Here is an 18,781-nt window from a genome sequence, read left to right as displayed (position 1 = left end):
GGCCAACCGGAGTGACCCGATCGACGCCCGATCACCCGATCAAGTCCGACCGTTGGTCGGCAGCGGGCGCGATCGGACCGTCAGCCGGACCTTCCATGGATTGCAGGGACGAAGTGCGCCGGATCAGGAACGGAGATACCTGTCTTCGACAGCCTGGACGACGTGGTCCCGGGCTTCCTCGGTCACTGCTGCCCGCTGGGTCACCCAGGCGTCCTCAACCCGGGCCAGTTCGCCGGCCAGCGTGCGGTCGGTCAGCACCCCGGCCACCCAGCGCGAGAAGTCCCCGCGTGCCAGGTGGTATTCCAGCGTGTTGCTATCGATGTGACCGACGCGGTGCCGGAACTCCTCCAGGGTTGCCGCCGCCCCGCTCGAGGCCCCCTGGTTCTGATCACGGAAATAGAACCGGCGGTCCGGGGGAAGCGGCGTCACCGCGTACTTGCGCTGGTGGCGGACGTGTTCGCTGATGCGCCGTCCGATCCGGAATCGTCGCGTCCTCCCTGCCGTCGTCAGGGTTGCCTCCGTCCGGCCGGTGTTCGAACCGGTACCATCGGCGATCCGGATCGCAACGTCCACATTGTCCGTGACGTCGGCCGACAACAGTTCGGGCCGCCAGGTGACCAGGCAACTGCCGATGCCCACCGAGATCTTGTGACTCTGCTCCAGCCATGCCTGCTGGTGGGCCTCGTCGTACAGCACCCAGTGCGGCACCCCGCTGCGCGCCCGCTCGGCGGCAATGGCAGCCGGCAGCCGGTCGAGATAGTCGAGCTGGGCATCCGGCTCAAGGCTGGACAGATCGAGCACCACACTTGCCTGCCGCAACCGGAACAGGGCCAACAGATCGTGCGGGCTCGGCAGACCGGCGTCGCCGTCGACCAGGTGCACACCTGGCAACCGGCAGAGGCCAACATGATCGCCTTCGGGGTCGATCACCAGCAACGAATAGCCTGCGGCGATCCACTCCTCGGCCAGCAGCCCGGCAAGGTAGCTCTTGCCGCTCCCGGACGCGCCGGTCACCAGCAGGCTGGACTGCGAGCCGGGAACCGTGGCAGGTGAGCCGTCATCGTACGAGCCGATGCCGACCCAGCGCCGGACGGGGCAGAGCCGTTGGCGTCCGGCGAGCAACGGGCCGTCGAGCAGCCGGATCACGCCGGCGCCGTCGGGCTTGTCCAGCACCAGGTCGGCTCGTTCGACCAACGACGGCACCGCGTTGCCGACGGCTGCGCCGACCTCGGCTGCCTGCAGCAGGCTGAGATCGTTCTCGGCGTCACCGACGGCGATGGCGTTGTGGTTGCTCAGTCCGAGTGCGACCAGTCCGGCGCTCAGTCCGGTGCCCTTGGTGACGCCAGCGGGAACGATCATCGCTCGGTCGCGGTTGCGCACCACCTGCGAGTCCAGGCCGAGCGCGGCGATCACGTCCGCGGCCTCGATGGCATCCCTGCCGTCGATGGCGACCAGGACCTCGCCACGGCTGCTCACGATGCCTCGTTCGGCCAACGCCTTGTCGACGGCTTCGTCGATCGGCTCGCGCAGCAGGCGGGTCTCCGCGGGACCCTCGCCGGCCAGGGTCAGCACCGCACCGTTCTCGGTCACCAATGCGCTGAAGTGGTGGCTGAGGCCGGGGAACTCTCGATCCAGATCGGCCCTGACCCTGCCCGTCACCAGCAGCACCCGGCGTTGTCGGCGGGCGTGGTCGATCGCCGTCAGGACGTCAGGATCGACCCGACCGTTGACGGCCAGGGTGCCGTCAAGGTCGAAGGCAACTGCTCGAAAGAACCACACACCCTCGATCCTGGCAAGCCGTCCGGAGATCCGGTACGCCCGAAGGCCAGCGACCGGTCGGGACTTTGGCCATGGGTTCGGCCCAATCGCCCCGGGACCTCGGTCAGAGCGCGGAGCCCTCGGCGTAGGTCTTGAAGTCGGCGTTCCAGTCGGTCAGCCCGTTGAGCGGCTCGAGTCCGCGATCGGTGCCGGTGACGACCACCGGGCTGCCGGACGGGGCGTTCTCGTACAGCCACCCGGCATCGGACTCGCTCATCCCGATGCAGCCGTGGCTGGCGTTCTGCTTGCCGAAGTAGGCGCTGTTCCACGGCGCGGAATGCAGGAACTCACCGGAGTTGGTGATCCGGAGCGCGTACTTCACCGTCAGGTCGTAGGACTTCGGGCCCTTCTTGGGCAGCCCGATCATCTGCGAGGTCATCCGGTAGTGCATGGCCTTCTGGGTGATCAGCGAGGTGCCGCTGCGGGTTTCCCAGCCCGGCTTGCCCGCACTCACCAGGATCGTCCGGACCAACTTGCCGTTGCGGTAGATCTTGCCGACATCGCTGGCGAGATTCACCTTGGTGATCACCGAGTCGCTCACCGTGAAACTTGTCGAGGCGTCCTGCTGGCCGTACTCACCGTTGCCGGCCGGGATGCTGTTCAGATCGGCGGTGGCGGTGACCCTGGTGCCGGGCTTCCAGAATTTGGCCGGACGCCAGTGGACTTCCTGGTCGCTGTACCAGTGCCAGCTGCCCTTCTGGTGGGAGGTGCTGGTCACGTGCAGATGCTTCTCGAAGGTCGCCTTGTCCTTGACCGGACGGTCGAAGGTGAGCACCACCGGTGTACCGACACCGACGGTGCCGCCGAGCGTGCCGTTGAAGCTGGGGTAGATCTGCCGGTCGAGGCTGAGGTCGTCCGAGGTGAAGGTGCTGGTGCTGCTGCGCTTCACCCCGTGATCACTGACACCGACCATCTTGACCGTGTAGTCGCCGTTGGGCTCCAGCAGTTCGGACGCGGTCCAACCTGTCTTGTCGTGGTTCAACTCGCCGTCGATGCTGATCGACTTGGTCTCGCCGTGGTCGACGTACCTGCCGGTGACGGTGACCTTGGCGAGTTTGCCGTTGTCGGCAGAGACCTTGATCACCTTGTTGACCTTGACCCCGTCGGCGCCGTCGCGAACGTTGGTCCGCATGGTCACCGGATCCGGGGTGGGGGACGGCGTTGCGGGGCTCGGCTGGTTGCTCCCGGTTCCGGCACCGGTCTTCGACCCACCACCGTTGGTGCCGGGCAACGGGCTTTCCCCGCGGGCGATCTGGCCGCAGCCGACCAGCGTGATGCTGGTCAGCAGTGCCACCGCGACGGCAGCCTTCCGCGTGCCGGGGCGTCCAGCGAACCGCCTCATGCTTCCTCACTCACTGTTCGAACTGCTTGGGGCTACGGTCGGCACCGGTAGACCACGAACCCTGGGCGATCATCAATGCTCACACAAGCACTGGCAAATGTGCCACCAGTGGACACTCGTTTTCGACCCGGTACGCCGTGGGTTGCCGAGCTGTGACCTGAGTTCCGACGTGTGCCAGCTGCCCCGGGCCCGGACCTGCCCGACCATCATCCCTACTGTGCCCATCCCTGCTGTTTCCATTCTCGCCGCTGGTGAATCTGTGGCCAAAACGCGGCCGATCCTGCGGCCGTACAGGGCGGTACCCTGACCCGACCCTGGAAAAGCGAAAGCGGCCTTTCTACTTTCGGAGGTCGGTTTTAGCTTTTAAGCATGACTGCTTCGAATGACATGAACGCGATCCTCGAGGATCTCGCTGCCGGGCGGATCGACGCCGCCGAGGCAGCCCGTCGGATCGACGCACTGCCCGGTGCGAAGATCGACTCCCCGACCGAGGCCGAGCCGAGCGAACCGGTCGATGACGCCACCCCTGCTGATTCCGGGGCTGCCGATTCCGGGGCTGCCGAGTCCGGGGCTGCCGAGTCCGAGCCTGTCGAGGCTGCCGGATCCGGGACCACCCGCGGCGAAGCCGGGGCGGGAGACGGCGTACCGGCCGACGAGCAGGAGATTCCCCACCCCGACGCCTGGGCGGCGACGACCGACCGGCCGCAGACGCCGGGTGCCCCGCGTGACACGTTCCGCGGGCAGGACAGCACCACCGGTGCGTCCGCGGCGGGTTCGGCGTCGAAGAAGGCGCCGAAGGGCTGGGCCGGTCGGTCGCGGACCCCGGCTACCGGCGGAGTCGAACGGTTGTCGGTGCGTGCTGTCGGCCGCCGGGTGAGGATCGTCGGCGAGCCCTCGGTCGCCACGGTTTCTGCCGACGGCCCGCACGTACTGCGCCGCAACGGTTCGGTGCTCGAGATCTCCAGCGACGGCGAGTTCGGCGCTTCGATCGACGGTTTCCAACTGCTCCGGGCAACCCGCAGCCTGGACGACTTCCGTTCGCTCGGACTCGGCAAAGAGCTGCTGCTCAGAGTCAATCCGGCGTTGCTGGTCGACGTCGAGGTCACCGCGGGCAGCCTGAACACCGAAGGCGTACCGCGGCTGGGGAGCATCAGGGTGACCGCCGGAGGGGCACGTCTGCTCGACGTCAGCGAGATCGCCGATGCCCTGGTGCAAGCAGGTCAGGCAACGGTCAAGGCGGCTATCACCACCGGCCGCTCGCGGATCCGCGTGGAGTCCGGCTCACTCAACCTCCAGCTGTCCGACGCGTCGAACGTGACCATCTCGACCGATTCCCAGCTGGGAAAGGTGAGCTGGGGTGGTGCGCATGCCGGCTTCACCGGCGACGAGGTCGTGATGGGCAACGGCAGCGCCAAGCTCGATGTCGAGGTCGTGATGGGCCATGCCGCCGTCAAGGCCGGGACCGTTGCCGCCACCTCGGGAGCGGCATGACGGCACCGGCCGGATCGCATCCGGACCACCGGGCGCCGAGCGACTGCCCGGTCTGCGGCGACCATCTGGTCGTCACCCGGCTCGGTTGCGGCTCGTGCGGTACGGAACTGGCCGGGATCTTCGCCCCGTGTGAGTTCTGCGCCCTGTCGGCCGCGGAGTTGGACATGTTGCGGGTATTCCTGGCCGCCCGTGGGAACCTGCGGGAGCTGGAGAAGCACCTCGGCGTGTCCTATCCGACGGCCCGAGCACGGTTCACCGAGCTTTTGCAGCGGATGGGGCTGATCGAACCCGAACCGGTTCCGGAACCGCCGACCCGACCCTCCCGCGACGAGATCCTCGCCGAGGTCGCCTCGGGTGCGCTGACTCCCGCGGAGGCCACCAAGCTGCTGGCATGACGCGCGGAAGCCGTACCCGATTCGCGATCCCGTCGGCCGATTGCACCGGGGTTAGGCCCGCGTGGCGGCCTCGGGCGGCGTGTCCGGAGTCCGCAAGGTCAAAGTTTGACCCAGCGGCGACGACACGCCGAGGCGCGGAGCCGTACGGTCAACGTTTGAGGTTCGGTGTTTCGGCGGGCCGCCCGGGCGGCGTGTCCCCAGGGTCAAAGTTTGATCCAGCGGCGACGACACGCCGAGGCGGGGCAGCCCGTGGGTCAAACTTTGAGGTTGCGGGGTGGCCACTGGGGAGGTTGCGGGGTGGCCACCGGGGAGGTTGCGAGGTGACCACGGGCATGAGGTTGCGGATTTCAATCCCCGAGACGGCCTCAGGGATGAGGCCGATGGGGCGCGGAATCAGGACGTGTACGGCTCGACCTTGATGATGGTGACGCTGATCGGCTTGCCGTTCGGCGCCTCGTAGGTCACCTCGTCGCCGGGACGCTTTCCGAGGATCGCCGAACCGAGCGGCGACTGGGGGCTGTACACGGCGTCCTGGGAGTCGTCGAGTCCGAGCACCTCACGGGAACCGAGGAGGAAGGTCTCCGTGTCGGATTCGTCACCGAAGAAGGCAATGGTGACCTGCATGCCCGGGGCGACCTCGTCGGAGTCCTTCGGCGCCTCGCCGACCTTCGCGCGGCGCAGCATGTCGTTGAGCTGCCGGATCCGGGCCTCCTGCTGGCCCTGCTCCTCACGCGCCGCGTGATAGCCGCCGTTCTCGCGCAGATCGCCCTCCTCGCGGGCGGCGGCAATCTTCGCGGCCACCTCTGCGCGACCGGCGTTACTGAGATGATCAAGCTCGGCCGCCAGCTTGTTGTAGGCGTCCTGCGTCAACCAGATCGTCTCGGTAGAGGTGTTCTCAGACATCCGACAAGCCTAGCAACGTCAACGCGCCGCCGACGAAATTCTGCGCCGCGTACGGCTACCGTACGCCGCCGATCAGCCAACCGAGCACAGCTTGGGACCGACCCACTCGGCGACCCACGTAACGGTCGACGCCTTCCGATCAGCCGGTGGTCCAGCACTGACTCACCGAGACCGAGGTGGCCCGCCGGATGGTCCGCAACTGCCCGGGCAGATCGACAACCGAGGCCTCGGCGCCCGGTATCTTGATCGTCTTCTCGCCCACGGTTTCGAAGTTGCGCGCTTGGGCGATCACCCTGCAGTTGGCCGGAACCGACGGATCCCGGCGCTGCACGGTCAGGGTGAAGGTGACCTTCTGATCGGATTCGATCGCGAAGATGTGGACGTCACCGCCCACCGCCGGCCGGGCGTGTTCGTAGGCGGCCCACAACAACCAGCCGAGCCCGATCGCAGCGACGACGGCCACGACCGCGATCAGTAGGGGTCGTCGGGTGCGGCGGGGGTAGCGGGAGGCGGCGGGAGCGGCGGACACGCAGGCCATTGTCCCCGACCATTCCACTGACACCGCGGCCAAGTCCCGACGGCAACCGGCCACGGGTCATCGGTCGCCGCGAACGCTCGCCGCGTGCGCCCGTCGAATCGGTAACACGTGGCGCGAATTGCTGCCCGAACCGGCCCGGAAGGCGCGATTTCGCAGCACGCGTTACTAGTTCGACAGAGTGCAGAGGGTAGACGGCGGAGGGCGGAGCGGACCGCGAGCAGGGGTGGAGCGGACAACGGGCATAGGGGCGGAGGACAGCGGGCAGACAGGCGGGGCGGACAGCGGGCAGAGGGCCGGAGCGGACACGGGCGACAGCGGGCGGAGCGGATGGAGCGCCCCGGGGACGGCCGAGGCGACGATCGGGGACCGGTAATGGGAAGATGGAGCCCGTGACATTTCCCGCCCAACGCGTCGACGAGTCCGGCGAACGGCTTCGCCTGCTGCACGTCCACGCCCATCCCGATGACGAATCCAGCAAAGGCGCTGCGACGACGGCCAAGTACGTCGCCGAGGGGGTCGAGGTCTGGGTCGCCACCTGTACCGGTGGGGAACGCGGTTCGATCCTGAATCCGGCGATGGACCGGCCGGATGTCCTGGAGAACATGGCCGAGATCCGCAAACAGGAGATGGACGCCGCTCGCGAGATCCTCGGAATCCACCAGGTCTGGCTCGGCTTCGTCGACTCCGGCCTCCCCGAGGGCGACCCGCTCCCGCCGCTGCCGGAAGGCTCGTTCGGGACTGTCGACTTCGACGTCGCCGTCGAGGCTCTGGTCAAGGTGGTCCGCGAGTTCCGCCCGCATGTCATGACGACGTATGACGAGAACGGCGGCTACCCGCATCCGGACCACGTCCGCTGCCACCAGATCAGCGTTGCGGCGTTCGAGGCGGCCGGGAAGGACGGCGCCTTCCCCGACGCCGGGCCGTTGTGGCAACCGCGCAAGCTCTACTACCACATGGGTTGGCGGAAGCGGTTCGAAGCGCTGAGCGCCGCGATGAAGGCGCGCGGCCTGGAATCGCCGTACGAGGAACGTCTGCGGACCTGGAGGTCGGACCCGGAGCGGGACAACCGGGTGACCACCCAGGTGCGCTGTGACGAGTACTTCGAGACCAGGGACCGGGCGCTGCTCGCCCACGCCACCCAGATCGACCCGAAGGGTCACTGGTTCGCCGTACCACTGGAGGTGCAGCAGGATGCGTGGCCGACCGAGGACTACGAACTGGTCCGGACGGTGGTCGACTCACCGGTCCCCGAGGACGACCTCTTCGCCGGGATCCCGACCAGACCGGGACCGGCGGCCAACTAGGGACCCCGGCTGTAATCCGACCCGGTAACCGCGAAAATCCGACCGCAAGCCGAAGAATTCCGCAGAGTAAGGTCGAAGCATGTTCTTCCTCGAGGTCGACCCGAGCGTGGTGAAACCGGGCTGGACCCCGCTGATCATCACGATCCTGTTGGCAGCAGCGATCGTGCTGCTGATGCTCAGCATGCGCCGGCAGATCCGGAAGATCCGTGCTCCGCACCGCAACGAGATCGAGGACGCCGCTCCCCACGGTCCCACCGCCGCTCCGACCGACCAGCCCACCGACCACCGCGCCGGCGACCCCACTGCCGATTCCCCTGCCGAATCCACGAGCGACTCCCAGAGCGACTCCACCGCCGACTCAACTGGGCAGTCCACCGACAGGTCAGGCGGCACTGACCGGCACTCGGTCTCCCAGGGCTGACCGGCTCGGCGGCCCGTCCCCGTCGATCAGGACTGGGTGTCGCCGGGTGGCGTGGCGACGCTCCGCAGTTCGAGGATGCGGGACAGATCGGCCCGGGTGACGATGCCGACCAGATGATCGCCGTCGAAGACGAGCACTCGACCGCCGGTGTCCTTGGTGAGGCGGCCGAACACTTCGACCAGCAACTCCCCGGGCGTCGCCTTCGGCACCCGCTCCAGCGGGATCGCGACATCCGACACCCGCGTCGTACCACGGTCGGCGGGCGGTACCGACCGCAGTTGGTTCAGGGTGATCAACCCGCGGACCTGCCCGTCGAAGTCGGTCACCGGGAACGCCGAGTGCGGTCGGGCCATCACATAGCGGCTGACGAACGCCTCAACGGTGAACCAGCCGGGCGCGGTGTCGGGCGCCGCGGTCATCACGTCCTGGACCCGGACGCCGTCGAGAAGCCGGATCACCGTCGCCTGCTGCTGCTCGCTGCGGGCGGCCGACAGCAGGAACCAGCCGATGAAGACGGTCCAGATGCCGCCCATGATCCGACCGGAGAGGAACTCCAGCAGACCGAGGCCGATCAGGACGCCGCCAAGGACCAGGCCGGCGCGGGCCGCTCCGACAGCTGCCCGCTGCCGGTCCTTGGACCGGAACCACAGGATCGCCCGGACGATCCGGCCGCCGTCCAGCGGAGCGCCCGGCAGCAGGTTGAACAGGCCGAGCAGCAGGTTGACACCGGCCAGCCACCACCCGACCCGGACGACCAGCGGATCCAGCCCGACTGCCGATCCCGCCGCGGTCGCCGCGGCGAACACACCGGCCAGCGCCAGGCTCGTCGCCGGTCCGGCAGCCGCGATGCGGAAGTCGGCGCCCGGCGTCTTGGGCTCATCGGTGAAGGTCGCCATGCCTCCGAACATCCACAGCGTCAGGTCCTTGACGCCGAGGTTGTGCCGGCGGGCGACGACAGCGTGCATGATCTCGTGGGCCAGCACCGAAGCGATCAGCAGTACGGCGCCGCAAACACCGGCCAGCCAGTAGACGGCTGCGCCGTGCCCGGGCGCCGCCGCAGGGAGTGTGAAACTGGCAAGACTCCAGGCGAACAGCCAGATCAACACCAGGATGCTCCAGTGCATCCGCACCGGGAATCCGAAGAACCGGCCGATGGGAATACCGTTCGTCATGCCGACGTACCCCTGTCCGTCGCTTCGCTGTCCACCTCCATCATGGTCTGCCAGGACAACCGACGCCAGGGGCTTCCCGCCTGGTCCCGCCCGACCGTGGACCCTTCGGCGGTCACGACCGATTCTTTTCGACCGTCGGATCGGTCGATATCGGTATGGAGAACCTGAGCGCACCCGTCCCGGCCCACATCCACACGATCGGCCAGCGCCTCGAAGCATCCGGCCTTGATCACCGAGGACTGTCATCATGACCGTCGTGAGCGTCGAGGCGGATTTCGCCCGGGACACCGACCGGTTCCGGCGCGAACTGCTGGCGCACTGCTACCGGATGCTCGGCTCGGTGGACGATGCCGAGGATGCCGTACAGGAGACCTATCTGCGAGCCTGGCGCGGCTACCCGGATTTCGCCGGCCGGTCCTCGCCGAGGACCTGGCTCTATCGGATCGCCACTCGCGTCTGCCTCGATGCCGTTGCCCACCACAGCCGGCGTGTCCTTCCCTCGGGCGTCGGCGCTCCGACGGACCCTGCCGAACCAGACCGAGGCATGGCGGGAGGGCCGGCGTCCCGGATCCAGCCGATGGCCGACCGGCTGATCGGCATCGACGAGACGCCCGATCCGGCGGAGCAGATCGTCCGCCGGGAGTCCGTACGGCTGGCGCTGGTGGCCGCGCTGCAGCAGTTACCGGCCCGCCAGCGAGCGTCTCTGCTGCTTCGGGAGGTGCTGGGCATGTCGGCCGGTGAGACCGCGGACATCCTCGGAGTCACGGTGCCCGCGGTGAAGAGCATGTTGCAGCGCGCCCGGGCACGGATGGCCGATCAACCGGGCCTTCGCAACGAACGGGCACACGATCTCCAGCCGGGACGCCGGGCCTGGTTGCTGGAGCAGTACCTGACGGCGTTCGAGCGGTCCGACCCGGCCATGCTGGAACGCGTGCTGACCGAGGATGCCAGGCTCGAGCTGCCGCCCGACGGCTGGTTCTCCGGCAAGCAGGACTGCATGACCGTCCTGCGTGAGGCGGTCGGCCGGCCGGGGGACTGGCGGATGCTGCCCGACTCGTTCAACGGCCGACCCGGGGTGGCGGCGTACCTGCGCGATGCCGCCGGCCGACATCAGGCGTACGGAATCGCGGTGCTCGAGGTGACCGAGGACGGAATCAATGCCATCACGGTCTTCGGCGAGCCGGATCTGCTGACCCGATTCGGCTTCCCGGCAGCCGCCTGAGCTCTAGTTGCGGTCGGCCCCGGTTTCCAGGGTCGACCGCAACCATTCCTCGACACCGGCGACATGGACCGTGGCACGGATCGCGGCGAGTTCTGGATCGCGCCGGCGCAGGGCGGCGAGGATCGCCTGATGCTCGTCCAGGGTCCGAAGCAGCGCACCGTGCTGGGTCAGCCCGCGCCACACCCTGGCTCGATGCGTCGGCCCGGCAACGCTTTCGATCATGGACGCCAGCATTGCATTGCCGGAGCCGACCGCGATCCGCCGATGGAACTCGGTGTCCACGTCGACCAGATCCTGGACCGGCGACTTGTCGTCGGCCCGGGAAAGCAACTCGCCCAGATCGTCGAACTCCTGGTCGGTCATTCTCGCGGCCGCCCGGCCGGTGGCGGCGGGTTCCAGGATCCGCCGCACCTCGAGCAGTTCGAGTACCGAGTCGTCGTGGTGGAACTCGACGACGAACGTCAGCGCCTCCAGCAGCGAGTCCGGAGCGAGGCTGGAGACGTACGTGCCGTCCCCTTGGCGGACATCGAGGATGCGCATCAGCGACAGTGCCCGAACGGCTTCGCGCAGCGAATTCCGGGAGAGACCGAGCGTTGTGGCCAGATCCGCTTCGCGGGGCAACCGGTCGCCGGGCCGCAACTCCCCGGAGATGATCATGCTCTTCAGGCGTTCGATCGCCTCGTCCGTGACTGCCATAGCACCAGGCTAGTCAGACATCGGGTTACTCGCCCCCGACTTCGGCCCAGCCTGCGCTGTCTGGGCGGTGATACCCGGAGTGCGTCGGCGCATTGCTCGGATCTATGGTGGTGCCTGCTCCCGCAACGCCCTCAGGCACGCCGTCGGATAGCTAGGACGACGACGCGGCGGGTTCGACCGAGGCTTCGACCGAAGAAGGGACGAGATGCGACTCGCACGGCACGGCAGACCTGGCCAGGAAACCCCGGTGATCGGTGACGACTCGGGAACCTGGTGGGATCTCAGCCCGCTCACCGCCGACATCGATCCGGCCTTTCTCGTCCACGGTCTGCCGGGTGCCGCAACGACGGCCGCGGCCGGCGGCCTGCCGCGGATCGAGGTGGACGACCGGTTCGGTCCGCCGCTGGCAGGCATCGGCAAGATCGTCTGCATCGGTCTGAACTATCGCGATCATGCCGCCGAGACCGGAGCCAAGATCCCGGGAGAGCCGATCATCTTCCTCAAGACTCCGGACACTGTCGTCGGCCCCAACGACACGGTGCTGATCCCACGCAAGTCGACCAAGACCGACTGGGAGGTCGAACTTGCGGTGATCATCGGCGCCGAGGCGCGTTACCTCGATTCTCCTGACGACGCGCCCGGTGTGATCGCCGGCTACGCAGTCAGCAACGACGTCTCCGAGCGGGAGTTCCAGATCGAGCGCGGCGGCCAGTGGGACAAGGGCAAGAATTGCGAGACGTTCAATCCGTTCGGGCCGTGGATCCTCACCGCCGATGAGATCGCCGATCCGCAACAGCTCGGTCTGCGGCTGTGGGTCAACGGTGAGCAGCGGCAGAACGGCACCACGGCCGACATGATCTTCGGCGTGAACCATCTGATCTGGTACCTGTCCCAGTTCATGGTGCTGCGCCCGGGCGACGTGATCAACACCGGTACCCCGGCCGGTGTTGCGATGGGCATGAAGGACCAGCCCTATCTGCGGGCGGCGATGTCGTCGAGCTCGAGATCGACGGATTGGGCCAGCAGCGGCAGACCTTCGAACAGGCATAGCGGCCGGTCGAACGGGAAGTGCAAACGGGCTAAGGCAGAAGGGGAGAGGAGTCGGAATGGGTGACTTCGACGGGCGGAAAGCGCTGGTCACCGGGGGCGCCTCGGGCATCGGCGCCGCGATTGCAGCCCGGCTCGCCGCCGGCGGAGCGACGGTGGCGGTCCTGGACCTCAATGTCGACGGCCTACCGGACGGTCTGATCGGTGTCCGGGCCAACGTCTCCGACGACGCATCGGTCCGGGCGGCGGTCGCCTCGGCGGTCGAGCAGTTGGGCGGCCTGGACATAGTGATCAACAACGCCGGCATCGGCGCCCAGGGTGGTGTGGAGGACAACGACGACCAGGAGTGGCACCGTGTTCTCGACGTGAACGTGGTGGGGATGGTGCGGGTCACCCGCGCGGCACTGCCCGCGTTGCGGCAGTCCGACGCCGCGGCGATCGTCAACACCAGTTCAATCGCGGCGACCGCCGGGCTGCCGCAGCGGGCGCTCTACTCGGCAAGCAAGGGCGCGGTGCTGTCTCTGACCCAGGCGATGGCCGCCGACCTGATCGGCGAGCGGATCCGGGTGAACGCGGTCAATCCGGGAACCGCCGACACGCCCTGGGTCGCCCGACTGCTGGACAGGGCACCCGATCCGGCCGCGGAACGCGCAGCTCTGGAGGCTCGGCAGCCGCACGGTCGGCTGGTCTCGGCCGACGAGGTCGCGCAGGCAGTCTGCTACTTGGCCTCGCCGGCAGCCGGATCGACAACCGGCACGTCCATCGCGGTCGACGGCGGTATGCAGGGTCTCCGCCTGCGCCGTCCATGAGTCAAGAGCTGACCGGCCAGAACATGCGCATTGACGCCCACCACCACCTCTGGGACCTCTCGGTCCGGGACCAGCCCTGGACAGCAGGATTGCCGGCGATCCGGCGCAGCTTCAGCCTGGACGATCTTCGTCCGGAGCTTGCCGCAGCGAACATCGACCGTACGGTGGTGGTGCAGACGATCACCGTTGCCGAGGAGACACCGGAACTGCTCGCTCTGGCCGCCGTCGAACCGGTCATCGCCGGCGTCGTCGGCTGGGTGGACCTGACCGCACCCGATGTCGCGGATCGGATCGCCGCACTCAAGGAGTTGCCCGGTGGTGATCGACTGGTGTCGATCCGACACCAGGTGCAGGAGGAACCCGATCCCAACTGGCTGACCAGACCTGAGGTGATCAACGGACTCCGGGCCGTCGCCGGTCAGGGCCTGGCCTACGACCTGTTGATCATCCCGGTGCAGTTGCCGGCGGCGATCGAGGTGGTCCGGAACCTGCCCGACGGCAGATTCGTTCTTGATCATGCCGCGAAGCCGGCGATCGCCGACAACGGCTACCAGGCCTGGCACGGACCTTTTGCCGAGTTGGCCGCGCTGCCCAACGTCGCGGTCAAACTGTCCGGGCTGATCACCGAAGCCGATCATGATCAATGGACGGTGGCCGAGGTGCTGCCGTACGCCCGTACGGTGATCGAGGAGTTCGGCCCGAATCGGGTGATGTTCGGCTCGGACTGGCCGGTCTGCCGCGTGGCCGGGGGCTATCGCCGCGCACTGGACGTGGTCGACGCCGCGATCGGCGAGCTGGCCGCGGTGGAGCAGGAGTCGATCATGGGCGGAACTGCCCTGGTCTGGTACCGACTGGCTGACGAAACGGGGGAACGCTGATGAGGCGACGCAGGGTGGGCGCAACCGCGCTGGAGCTCACCGAGCTGGGTTTCGGCGGCGCGCCGATCGGCAACCTCTACTCCGCGGTCAGCGATGAGCAGGCGATCGCAGCGGTCCGGGCAGCCTGGGACGGCGGGATCCGCTACTTCGACACGGCACCCCACTATGGGATCGGACTGTCCGAACGCCGGCTGGGCAAGGCGCTGCAGGAATTTCCCCGCGAGTCGTTCGTGATCTCCACCAAGGTCGGCCGGCTGCTGGTGCCGAATCCGTCACCGACCGGCACCGACTCGGACGGTTTCGACACCCCGGACGACGTCGTCCGGGTCCTCGACTACAGCGCCGACGGCGTACGACGCAGTCTCGACGACAGCCGGCAGCGGCTCGGCCTGGACCGGATCGACATCGCACTGGTACACGATCCGGATGATCATCTCGACCAGGCGGCGGAGGAGTCCATCCCGGCACTGTGCGAACTGCGCGCCAAGGGCGAGATCGGGGCGGTCGGCCTGGGCATGAACTACGTCGATCCACTGCTCTGGTTCGTCACCCGGGACTATCCGGACGGCGTTTCCATCGATGTCATCCTGGTCGCCGGTCGCTGGACGCTGCTGGACCGGAGTGCGCGCCGACTCCTGGACGCCTGTGCAGAACGAGGGATCAGCGTGATCTCCGCGGCGCCGTTCAACACCGGGCTGCTGGCCAGCCCGGAGCCGCCGCGGACCGGCATGTTCAACTACGAACCGGTCACCGACGAGGTTCTCCGCACTGCCCAGCAGTTCGCCCGCATCGCCCGCGAACACGGTTCCCAGCTGCCGCATGCCGCCGTACGCTTCCCGCTCCGGCACCCGGCGGTGGCCAGCGTGCTCGCCGGGATCCGCTCGCCACAGGAGGCCGGCACCAACTGCGAGCTGGTCGCCGATGATCTTGACGCATCCGCTTGGGCGGCCATCGATGAAGTCACGCCAGTGATCGGTTGACGACTCGGCGGGGCCAGCCGTGTGCATCCAGAACACCGTCCTCGCGCCGACTCCATCCGGGCGTACCTGCTGGGTTCGGCGCACCAGTTGCTCGTTCCCGCACCAGTTGCTCGTTCCCGCGACCCGTACTCGACCTCGCACCGGCTGCAGGCGGTGCGCCGCCGACGAACGGGTGCGGCGCGGACGAACGGGTGCGGTGCGGACGAACTGGTGCGCGCGGGGACGCGCCGGGTGGTTCCCGCACCAGTTGCTCGTTCCCGCGACCCGTACTCGACCTCGCACCGGCTGCAGGCGGTGCGCCGCCGACGAACTGGTGCGGTGCGGACGAACTGGTGCGGCGCGGACGAACTGGTGCGGTGCGGACGAACTGGTGCGGCGCCGGTGCTCGGTTGACCCGCCGGTACCGGTGATCGCCGACCAGTTTGTCGGGTTCCTGTCGACCTACTCGTAGTGCGCCCGGTAGATGTCCTCAAGCAGATCGGCCTTGCGGCGCATCTTCTTGGCCAACTGCCGCATCGACGTCGCCGGCGCGATCCCTGAGGAATAGAGGGTTTCGAAGGCGTCGTCCATGAAGTTGCTGGCGTCGGGAATGACCAGACGGCCCAGGTCCTGGGTACGGGTCTTCGGCAGCTGGTGCAACGACGTCGAGAAATTCGGATCCTTCTTGATCAGCGCGATCAGCCGTGGATCTTTCTGCGCCTTCTTCACGATCGGCAGGTAACCGGTGGCCATCGTCCAGGTGGCCGAGGTCTCCGGGCGGCCCAGGTACTTCAGGAACTGGAAGGCTGCCTGCTTCCGCTCGACCGGAGCGTGGGTCAGGATGCCCCATCCGGAGCCGCCGGTGGGACAGCCGAAGGACTCGTGCTCGGGGAGGAATCCGGTGCCCAACTCGAACTTGCCCGCCTTGGCGAGTTCGGTCGTCTGGGCCAGGCTCGCTGTGCTCATCAACGCGGCGGACGCAGCCTGGTTCCCGAAGTCGATGGAACCCTTGGCCGACAGGTAGGCGGCCTTGTGCTCGCGGATGAACTTCGCCATCCAGGTTGCTGCGGCGATGCCTTCCGGCTCGTCCAGCCGGATGTCCAGGCCGTCGGAATACCGGGCGTTCCACTGCCACATGTTGCCCTGGAAGTACCAGGCGGAGTAGCCGCCGTCCAGGGCCAGCGGCATGGTGTTGCTGCCGCTGCCGACCTTCTGCTTCTTGATCGCCGGCGCCCAGTCCTGGAACTCGTCCCAGGTCCTGGGCGCCCGGCCCGGCGGCCCGGCCTTCTCGAACAGCGTCTTGTTGAAGTAGAACAGCGGTGTCGACCGGGCGAACGGCAGCCACCAGATGTGGTCCTTGACGGTTCCCTCAGTGATGAACTGCTCGATGTAGTCGGTCGGCTGCAGATCGGAGTCGAAGTAGCCCTCCAGCGGTTCGAGGGCGTCGGCCAGGTGCATCGCCCGCCAGGTCACCTCGGAGAGCACCACCAGATCGGGGATCTGCCGGGCGATCAACGTGGCCGACAGCTTCTGCTGGGTGTCCTCGTAACTGCCCTGGTACTGCGGCTCGACATAGATCTCGGACTGGCTGTCGTTGAATTTGGTCACCAGGTCGACCAGCGCTTCGCCGGTGGTGCTGGCGAAGGAGTGCCAGGCGATCAGGTGCAACCGGCCGTGGTACTTCGCCGGCACTGCCGAACCGCCGACCTGCCGGAAGTCCCGGGCGCAGCCGGTCGCGACCGACGCTGCCGCGGCGCCCAGCAGACCGAGCATGCCGCGGCGGCCGAACCTGTTGCTGATCACAGCGGTCATCCCTTCGTCGCCCCCTGGGTCAGGCCGGCCACGATCTGCCGCTGCGCGAAGAAGAAGACGACCAGCACCGGGATCACGACGAAGCAGGTGGCGGCCATCACCGCACCCCAGTCGGTGTAGCCCTCGTCGCTCTTCAGCATCAACAGGCCGACCGGGAGGACCCGCATGTTGTCGGTGTTGGTCACGATCAGTGGCCAGATGAAGTCGTTCCACTTGCTGACCAGGGAGACGATCATGACCGTGACCACCATCGGCCGGGAGAGCGGCAGGACGATGCTCCAGAGCGTACGCAGATGGCCCGCGCCGTCCACCCTGGCCGCCTCGGTGATCTCCGCCGGCAGCGTCATCATGTGCTGCCGGAGCAGGAACATCGCGAAGACGCTGCCCCAGCCGGGCACGATCAGTCCGGCGTAGGTGTTCACCCAGCCGAGTTGGGCCACGGTCATGTAGTTGGGCAGCAACACCACGGTGCCCGGCACCATCATCGCCCCGAGGAAGATCCCGAAGATCAGGTTCTTGCGAGGAAAGGGCAGGAACACGAAGGCGTACGAACTGAGCACGGCCACACAGATCTCACCGAGAGTGCCGAAGATCGTCACCACGACGGAGTTGATGTACATCCGGCCGAACGGGGCCGAGTGCCAGGCCTCGACGAAGTTCTCCCAGTGGAAGCTGGTCGGGAACCAGCGCGGCGGGAAGACGAAGATCTGCCCGGACGTCTTCACCGAAGAGCTGAGCAGCCAGTAGATCGGGATGATCGCGGCGAGCCCGACGATGATCATGGCGACGTAGAGCAGGATCCGCGGCACAGCCGACCTGGGGCGTCCGGGTTGATGAGTGTCGCCGCGACCGGTGACCGGTGAGGCGGTGACCTGGGTGATCGTTGCCGGTGCGGTCACTGGTAATGCACCCGATTCCTTGTGAAGCGTGCCTGCGCGCTGGTGATCAACACCAGCAGCACGAACATGATCATGGCCGCCGCGCCGGCATGTCCGGCGTCGAAGGCCTGGAACGCCTGCTCATAGATGTACCAGGACAGCGTTGTGGTCGCCGTGCCCGGCCCGCCACCGGTCATCACCGCGATCACGTCGAAGGCCTGGAAGCTGCCGATGATCGAGGTCACCACTACGAAGAAGGTCACCGGGGAGAGCAGAGGAAGAGTGATCCGGAAGAACGTCGTCAGCGGACCGGCCCGATCGATCCGGGCGGCCTCGTAGAGATCGTTGGGCAGGCCCTGCAGTCCGGCGAGGTAGATCACCGCAACGAAGCCGGCGGTCTTCCAGACGTAGACGATGATCAAACCCGGAAGTGCCCAGAACGAGTCGGTCATCCATGCCGGGGACGCGAGGCCGAACACCTGGAGCAGTTGACGGAGCAGTCCGTAGCTCGGGTCGAAGATGTAGAGCCAGATGGTGCCGACCGCAGCACCGGAGACGATGTGCGGCGCGAAGGAGAACGTCCGGACCAGGTTGCGGCCGCGGAGTTTCTGGTCGAGCAGGACGGCCACCAACAGGCCGAGCACGATCGAAACGATCACGATGCCGCCGGAGAAGATCACCGTGCGCAGCACGACCATCCCGAACTCCGGATCGGTGAACATGTCGACGTAGTTGGCGAACCAGACGAACGGTTTGGTCTTTGACAACAGGTTCCAACTGGTCAGCGACAAGTAGCCGTTGTAGATGACGGGCCAGTAGGCGAACACCGCCAGCAGAACCACGTTCGGGGCGATGAAGGCCAGGAACAATGCGTTGCCGCGGCGGCGCAGCGTACGGCGGGATCGTGCGCCCTGATGGTCCGCGGTTGCGCTTCGGGCGGCGATTCACCTCCTTCGGCCAGTGACGGCGTCGTTGCGGTCACGATGTCTCCTCGACGGTGGGGGACGGGCAGGGGACGAAACGCGAAGATTGTATTCACTTCTTCTGGCTCACCGGTAGATTTTCGACGGTGCGAGAGTGTCGTGCACTGTCGGAG

General features: G+C 67.4%; 18 protein-coding genes. 9 read left to right on the top strand and 9 right to left on the bottom strand.

What is annotated here, in order from left to right; translation table 11 throughout:
• Nucleotides 1-123: 123 nt before the first annotated feature.
• Together GJV80_RS12560 and GJV80_RS12555 are read right to left on the bottom strand one after the other, a co-directional pair.
• Complete coding sequence (locus tag GJV80_RS12560; protein ID WP_154688187.1) at nt 124-1,779, bottom strand: HAD hydrolase family protein; 1,656 nt, start codon at nt 1,777-1,779, stop codon at nt 124-126.
• 103 nt (nt 1,780-1,882) lie between these two features.
• The gene (locus tag GJV80_RS12555; protein WP_154688186.1) at nt 1,883-3,160 is read right to left on the bottom strand and encodes an Ig-like domain-containing protein; all 1,278 of its coding nucleotides are present in this window, start codon (nt 3,158-3,160) and stop codon (nt 1,883-1,885) included.
• Between the two features lie 369 nt (nt 3,161-3,529).
• Here GJV80_RS12555 and GJV80_RS12550 point away from each other — a divergent pair, with 369 nt between their 5' ends.
• Together GJV80_RS12550 and GJV80_RS12545 are read left to right on the top strand one after the other, a co-directional pair.
• A complete protein-coding gene (locus tag GJV80_RS12550) occupies nt 3,530-4,651 on the top strand; it encodes a hypothetical protein (RefSeq protein WP_230207636.1) in 1,122 nt (373 codons plus the stop codon).
• Nucleotides 4,648-5,046 carry a DUF2089 domain-containing protein gene (locus GJV80_RS12545; RefSeq protein ID WP_154688185.1) on the top strand — a complete coding sequence of 133 codons (399 nt, stop codon included), beginning with the start codon at nt 4,648-4,650 and terminating at the stop codon, nt 5,044-5,046. The genes GJV80_RS12550 and GJV80_RS12545 overlap by 4 nt, the downstream gene beginning before the upstream one ends.
• A 393-nt stretch (nt 5,047-5,439) precedes the next feature.
• On the opposite strand, the gene greA is transcribed toward GJV80_RS12545, so the two are convergent.
• Nucleotides 5,440-5,949 carry a transcription elongation factor GreA gene (greA, locus tag GJV80_RS12540; RefSeq protein WP_154688184.1) on the bottom strand — a complete coding sequence of 170 codons (510 nt, stop codon included), beginning with the start codon at nt 5,947-5,949 and terminating at the stop codon, nt 5,440-5,442.
• A 139-nt stretch (nt 5,950-6,088) separates the two neighbouring features.
• Nucleotides 6,089-6,478: a DUF4307 domain-containing protein gene (locus GJV80_RS12535; RefSeq protein WP_195908905.1), complete on the bottom strand. Its 390-nt coding sequence runs from the start codon at nt 6,476-6,478 to the stop codon at nt 6,089-6,091.
• Nucleotides 6,479-6,867: 389 nt separating this feature from the next.
• On the opposite strand from GJV80_RS12535, the gene mca reads away from it, so the two are divergent.
• Together mca and GJV80_RS12525 are read left to right on the top strand one after the other, a co-directional pair.
• Entirely contained in the window at nt 6,868-7,791 is a 924-nt protein-coding gene (gene mca / locus GJV80_RS12530; RefSeq protein ID WP_154688182.1) for a mycothiol conjugate amidase Mca, read from the top strand.
• A 79-nt stretch (nt 7,792-7,870) separates the two neighbouring features.
• Nucleotides 7,871-8,212, top strand: coding sequence for a hypothetical protein (locus GJV80_RS12525; protein ID WP_154688181.1), 342 nt, complete (start codon nt 7,871-7,873; stop codon nt 8,210-8,212).
• Nucleotides 8,213-8,238: 26 nt separating this feature from the next.
• On the opposite strand, the gene GJV80_RS12520 is transcribed toward GJV80_RS12525, so the two are convergent.
• A complete protein-coding gene (locus tag GJV80_RS12520; protein WP_154688180.1) occupies nt 8,239-9,384 on the bottom strand; it encodes a site-2 protease family protein in 1,146 nt (381 codons plus the stop codon).
• Between the two features lie 247 nt (nt 9,385-9,631).
• On the opposite strand from GJV80_RS12520, the gene GJV80_RS12515 reads away from it, so the two are divergent.
• Nucleotides 9,632-10,606 carry an RNA polymerase subunit sigma-70 gene (locus GJV80_RS12515; RefSeq protein WP_154688179.1) on the top strand — a complete coding sequence of 325 codons (975 nt, stop codon included), beginning with the start codon at nt 9,632-9,634 and terminating at the stop codon, nt 10,604-10,606.
• Between the two features lie 3 nt (nt 10,607-10,609).
• Here the strand turns inward: GJV80_RS12515 and GJV80_RS12510 are convergent, their stop codons facing one another.
• Nucleotides 10,610-11,302, bottom strand: a complete 693-nt coding sequence (locus GJV80_RS12510) for a FadR/GntR family transcriptional regulator (RefSeq protein ID WP_154688178.1) — start codon at nt 11,300-11,302, stop codon at nt 10,610-10,612.
• 205 nt (nt 11,303-11,507) lie between these two features.
• Here GJV80_RS12510 and GJV80_RS12505 point away from each other — a divergent pair, with 205 nt between their 5' ends.
• Genes GJV80_RS12505 through GJV80_RS12490 form a run of 4 tightly spaced genes read left to right on the top strand, consistent with a single transcriptional unit; the run spans nt 11,508 to nt 15,016 of the window.
• The gene (locus tag GJV80_RS12505) at nt 11,508-12,416 is read left to right on the top strand and encodes a fumarylacetoacetate hydrolase family protein (RefSeq protein ID WP_230207634.1); all 909 of its coding nucleotides are present in this window, start codon (nt 11,508-11,510) and stop codon (nt 12,414-12,416) included.
• Entirely contained in the window at nt 12,409-13,158 is a 750-nt protein-coding gene (locus tag GJV80_RS12500; RefSeq protein WP_154688177.1) for an SDR family NAD(P)-dependent oxidoreductase, read from the top strand. The genes GJV80_RS12505 and GJV80_RS12500 overlap by 8 nt, the downstream gene beginning before the upstream one ends.
• Nucleotides 13,155-14,036, top strand: coding sequence for an amidohydrolase (locus GJV80_RS12495; protein WP_230207633.1), 882 nt, complete (start codon nt 13,155-13,157; stop codon nt 14,034-14,036). The genes GJV80_RS12500 and GJV80_RS12495 overlap by 4 nt, the downstream gene beginning before the upstream one ends.
• Nucleotides 14,036-15,016, top strand: coding sequence for an aldo/keto reductase (locus tag GJV80_RS12490; RefSeq protein WP_154688176.1), 981 nt, complete (start codon nt 14,036-14,038; stop codon nt 15,014-15,016). Before GJV80_RS12495 ends, GJV80_RS12490 begins: the two co-directional genes overlap by 1 nt.
• Nucleotides 15,017-15,457: 441 nt before the next feature.
• Here the strand turns inward: GJV80_RS12490 and GJV80_RS12485 are convergent, their stop codons facing one another.
• From GJV80_RS12485 to GJV80_RS12475, 3 genes are read right to left on the bottom strand one after another with little or no spacing between them, the layout of a single operon-like run.
• The gene (locus tag GJV80_RS12485) at nt 15,458-16,798 is read right to left on the bottom strand and encodes an ABC transporter substrate-binding protein (RefSeq protein ID WP_195908904.1); all 1,341 of its coding nucleotides are present in this window, start codon (nt 16,796-16,798) and stop codon (nt 15,458-15,460) included.
• Nucleotides 16,799-16,803: 5 nt separating this feature from the next.
• Nucleotides 16,804-17,706 carry a carbohydrate ABC transporter permease gene (locus tag GJV80_RS12480; RefSeq protein ID WP_230207632.1) on the bottom strand — a complete coding sequence of 301 codons (903 nt, stop codon included), beginning with the start codon at nt 17,704-17,706 and terminating at the stop codon, nt 16,804-16,806.
• Nucleotides 17,703-18,527, bottom strand: coding sequence for a carbohydrate ABC transporter permease (locus GJV80_RS12475; protein ID WP_230207631.1), 825 nt, complete (start codon nt 18,525-18,527; stop codon nt 17,703-17,705). The genes GJV80_RS12480 and GJV80_RS12475 overlap by 4 nt, the downstream gene beginning before the upstream one ends.
• Nucleotides 18,528-18,781: the final 254 nt, after the last annotated feature.

The organism is Microlunatus sp. Gsoil 973 (assembly GCF_009707365.1).
Taxonomy (GTDB): Bacteria; Actinomycetota; Actinomycetes; order Propionibacteriales; family Propionibacteriaceae; genus Microlunatus.
The sequence above is the reverse complement of the archived record's forward strand: the minus strand, read 5'-3'. Positions and strand labels throughout refer to the sequence as shown.

Excerpts from the sequence above, each read along its gene's own strand:
- GJV80_RS12555 (WP_154688186.1), bottom strand. The coding sequence starts at position 3,160 with ATGAGGCGGTTCGCTGGACGCCCCGGCACGCGGAAGGCTGCCGTCGCG.
- GJV80_RS12550 (WP_230207636.1), top strand. The coding sequence starts at position 3,530 with ATGACTGCTTCGAATGACATGAACGCGATCCTCGAGGATCTCGCTGCC.
- GJV80_RS12545 (WP_154688185.1), top strand. The coding sequence starts at position 4,648 with ATGACGGCACCGGCCGGATCGCATCCGGACCACCGGGCGCCGAGCGAC.
- greA (WP_154688184.1), bottom strand. The coding sequence starts at position 5,949 with ATGTCTGAGAACACCTCTACCGAGACGATCTGGTTGACGCAGGACGCC.
- mca (WP_154688182.1), top strand. The coding sequence starts at position 6,868 with ATGGAGCCCGTGACATTTCCCGCCCAACGCGTCGACGAGTCCGGCGAA.
- GJV80_RS12525 (WP_154688181.1), top strand. The coding sequence starts at position 7,871 with ATGTTCTTCCTCGAGGTCGACCCGAGCGTGGTGAAACCGGGCTGGACC.
- GJV80_RS12520 (WP_154688180.1), bottom strand. The coding sequence starts at position 9,384 with ATGACGAACGGTATTCCCATCGGCCGGTTCTTCGGATTCCCGGTGCGG.
- GJV80_RS12515 (WP_154688179.1), top strand. The coding sequence starts at position 9,632 with ATGACCGTCGTGAGCGTCGAGGCGGATTTCGCCCGGGACACCGACCGG.
- GJV80_RS12510 (WP_154688178.1), bottom strand. The coding sequence starts at position 11,302 with ATGGCAGTCACGGACGAGGCGATCGAACGCCTGAAGAGCATGATCATC.
- GJV80_RS12505 (WP_230207634.1), top strand. The coding sequence starts at position 11,508 with ATGCGACTCGCACGGCACGGCAGACCTGGCCAGGAAACCCCGGTGATC.
- GJV80_RS12500 (WP_154688177.1), top strand. The coding sequence starts at position 12,409 with ATGGGTGACTTCGACGGGCGGAAAGCGCTGGTCACCGGGGGCGCCTCG.
- GJV80_RS12495 (WP_230207633.1), top strand. The coding sequence starts at position 13,155 with ATGAGTCAAGAGCTGACCGGCCAGAACATGCGCATTGACGCCCACCAC.
- GJV80_RS12490 (WP_154688176.1), top strand. The coding sequence starts at position 14,036 with ATGAGGCGACGCAGGGTGGGCGCAACCGCGCTGGAGCTCACCGAGCTG.